Raw genomic sequence first — 2,683 nt, 5'->3', positions numbered from 1 at the left:
CGGGCATTTGCTATTGCCTTAGCCACATTGCTGAGTAAAGCGGTAGTATCGGGAAGCATGCCGACTATTCCTACCTGCATATCCATTACTAAAAGAGCGGTGTTTTGTGTGTTCTGTTCCATTGTGTGTTATTATCGTTGAAGATAATTACAAAAAGATCAAACTGTTTTAAAAGAAGTGTAAAATGATTGTTAACAATGGTTTAATACGGTAAGGATAGGGCTAAAAATACTGAGAAAGGTTAGTTATAAAAAAATCAAAAAAAATTGCGCAAGTAAATACTTGCATATATATTTGCAAGCACTTACTTGCATAATATGAAGACCAGACGTGATGTATACCAGGCCATAGCCGACCCCACCCGAAGAGCAATCATCAATATGGTTGCTTCGGAACCGCATAATGTAAATGCAATTGCTGAAAAATTCGATGTGAGCCGCCAGGCCATTTCACTGCATATTCAACTGCTGATTGATTGCGGTTTGCTGGTCGTCAAACAGCAGGGTAGGGAGCGGCTTTGTAAGGCACATTTAGATCAGCTTGGCGAGGTGTTTCAATGGGTGGAACAATACAAGCAGCATTTTGAAAGAAAATTGGACGCACTGGAAACCTATATAGAAAAAATAAAAAAAGAAAGAGATGGACAACACAAAAAGTAACACAAAGGACCGCGAGATTTTTTTGTCAAGGACTTTAAACGCTCCGGTAGAATTAGTTTGGGAAATGTGGACAACACCTGAACATATCGCAAATTGGTGGGGACCAAACGGGTTTACTACGACGATAAGTACCATGGAAGTTGCTCCGGGTGGTAAATGGGATATCGTTATGCATGGCCCGGATGGAACGGATTATAAGAACAAAAGCATATTTAAAGAAGTTATTAAATACAAAAAAATTGTTTATGACCATGTTTCGGCGCCAAGGCATCTTACTACAGTTGAATTTGTAGCTCAGGGTGAAAAAACACTCCTTACCTGGCATATGCTTTTTGAATCGGCTGAACAATTTATGGCGGTTGTAAAGAAATACGGAGCAATTGAGGGATTAAAACAAAATGTGGAAAAACTCGAAATGTACCTGGCTGGATTAAGTGCTTAAAATAAACATAATGATACGGTCATGAAAAATAGTGAAATCATCATTCTTAATTTAATAATTATGACAACTACAGTAGCAAGTGCCCAAACAGTGGGCAAATATGCCAATGTAAACGGCATAAAGATGTATTACGAAATACACGGCTCCGGAAGTCCGCTGGTACTTTTACATGGCGGGGGCTCTACCATTTACACCAGTTTCGGCAGAATACTACCTGAATTGGCTAAAAATCACCAGGTTATTGCTATAGAACTACAAGCACATGGCCATACCGGCGACAGGAATGCTCCCGAAACCTTTAAACAGGATGCCGATGATGTGGCCGAATTATTAAGGCAACTCAATATACCCAAAGCGGACATATTGGGTTTCAGTAACGGCGGGCATACCACTTTGGAGCTAGCCATAAATCATCCCGACAAAGTGCGCAGGGTCATAGTGGCATCGGCATTTTATAAAAAGGATGGCGTACCTGCAGGCTTTTGGCAGGGATTTGCTAAAGCAACTCTAAATGATATGCCAAAGATTTATAGGGACGAATATTTAAAAATAAATCATGATTCGGCAATGTTGCAGAATATGTTTAACAAAGATGTGCAGCGTATGGAGAATTTTAAAGACTGGACGGAAGAAGATATCCGGTCGATACAAGCACCCGCGCTTATTATAATTGGTGACCATGATGTTTCCACACCAGAACATGCAGTTGAAATGTACCGCTTGTTGCCTCATGGTCGTTTGGCGATATTGCCGGGTGCTCACGGTCAATACATGGGCGAGGCTATGTTCCCTGATCCTAACAATAAATTACCGGAGCTTTTTGTAGCAATGGTGGATGAGTTCCTTGCAACACCGTAAATGAGAATAAATAGATCTTCCAATTAAAAATGCCGGCTATGCCAGCTTAGGGATTAAACTGGTATAGCCGGGTTTAGGTCGATTGCATTTACTTCGTTAATTAATTTATTTTCTCATTCCTGCTGCCATCAGGTAGGGGATTATTCATCATCCAATCCCTTTCCACCAAGAATTTGCGGTATATATTTTTCGACCCTGGCCTCGCGGGTTTTGGATTGTTTGGGTTGAGAGAAATAAAACAGGTATCCTCTTTGCCTTCCCGGTGTTAATGCCTCAAAAGCAGTTTTGAGGGCGGGGATATGATCTAATTTACTTTGAAGTTCTACAGGAACTGTGAAGTCGGCAGTCGTTTTAAGAGCCACTTTTAACCCGGCTTTTTCTACTTCAGTTGCTTCAAAAATGTAGGCTTTCAGCATGGGTTCCATCTCCGCTATTTCCATAACATTGGTGAACCGGATCTGCCGCGCTGATTGCACATGCTCAGTTTGCTGGATCAGGATTCCATTTGCATCGTTTAATAAGGCGCCCTTGAAAAACAAATACGCACAATATTCTTTAAATCCATGTATTAAAACAATGTTCTGGTTGTTCAACGAGTAACAGGGGCAACCCCATTTTAATTCTTCGGTCAGCCCACAATCGAGAGCTATCATTCTCAATTTCTCATATTCTTCCTGCCACTGTTTGGCTTTATTAAAAAAGAAATCAACCTTAGGATTCATGT

4 protein-coding genes are annotated in these 2,683 nt (G+C 40.8%); 3 read left to right on the top strand and 1 reads right to left on the bottom strand.

What is annotated here, in order from left to right; genetic code table 11:
- The first annotated feature begins 317 nt into the window (after positions 1-317).
- Genes JWR61_RS18600 through JWR61_RS18590 form a run of 3 tightly spaced genes read left to right on the top strand, consistent with a single transcriptional unit; the run spans position 318 to position 1,959 of the window.
- Positions 318-659: a helix-turn-helix transcriptional regulator gene (locus tag JWR61_RS18600; protein ID WP_301929235.1), complete on the top strand. Its 342-nt coding sequence runs from the start codon at positions 318-320 to the stop codon at positions 657-659.
- Positions 640-1,101 (top strand): SRPBCC family protein, encoded by a 462-nt coding sequence (locus JWR61_RS18595; RefSeq protein ID WP_301929234.1) that lies wholly within the window; start codon positions 640-642, stop codon positions 1,099-1,101. The genes JWR61_RS18600 and JWR61_RS18595 overlap by 20 nt, the downstream gene beginning before the upstream one ends.
- Positions 1,102-1,161: 60 nt before the next feature.
- Positions 1,162-1,959 carry an alpha/beta fold hydrolase gene (locus JWR61_RS18590; RefSeq protein WP_301929233.1) on the top strand — a complete coding sequence of 266 codons (798 nt, stop codon included), beginning with the start codon at positions 1,162-1,164 and terminating at the stop codon, positions 1,957-1,959.
- Positions 1,960-2,099: 140 nt separating this feature from the next.
- Here JWR61_RS18590 and JWR61_RS18585 read toward each other — a convergent pair.
- On the bottom strand, positions 2,100-2,683 hold a 584-nt coding region (locus JWR61_RS18585), incomplete at its 5' end, for a YdeI family protein (protein WP_301929232.1).

Origin of the sequence: Ferruginibacter sp., assembly GCF_028288465.1 — a bacterium.
Taxonomy (GTDB): domain Bacteria; phylum Bacteroidota; class Bacteroidia; order Chitinophagales; family Chitinophagaceae; genus Ferruginibacter.
This window is presented reverse-complemented; position numbering and strand designations above follow the sequence as displayed.

What these genes read in the sequence shown, in the direction of transcription:
- JWR61_RS18600 (WP_301929235.1), top strand. Translation starts at nt 318, where the DNA reads ATGAAGACCAGACGTGATGTATACCAGGCCATAGCCGACCCCACCCGA.
- JWR61_RS18595 (WP_301929234.1), top strand. Translation starts at nt 640, where the DNA reads ATGGACAACACAAAAAGTAACACAAAGGACCGCGAGATTTTTTTGTCA.
- JWR61_RS18590 (WP_301929233.1), top strand. Translation starts at nt 1,162, where the DNA reads ATGACAACTACAGTAGCAAGTGCCCAAACAGTGGGCAAATATGCCAAT.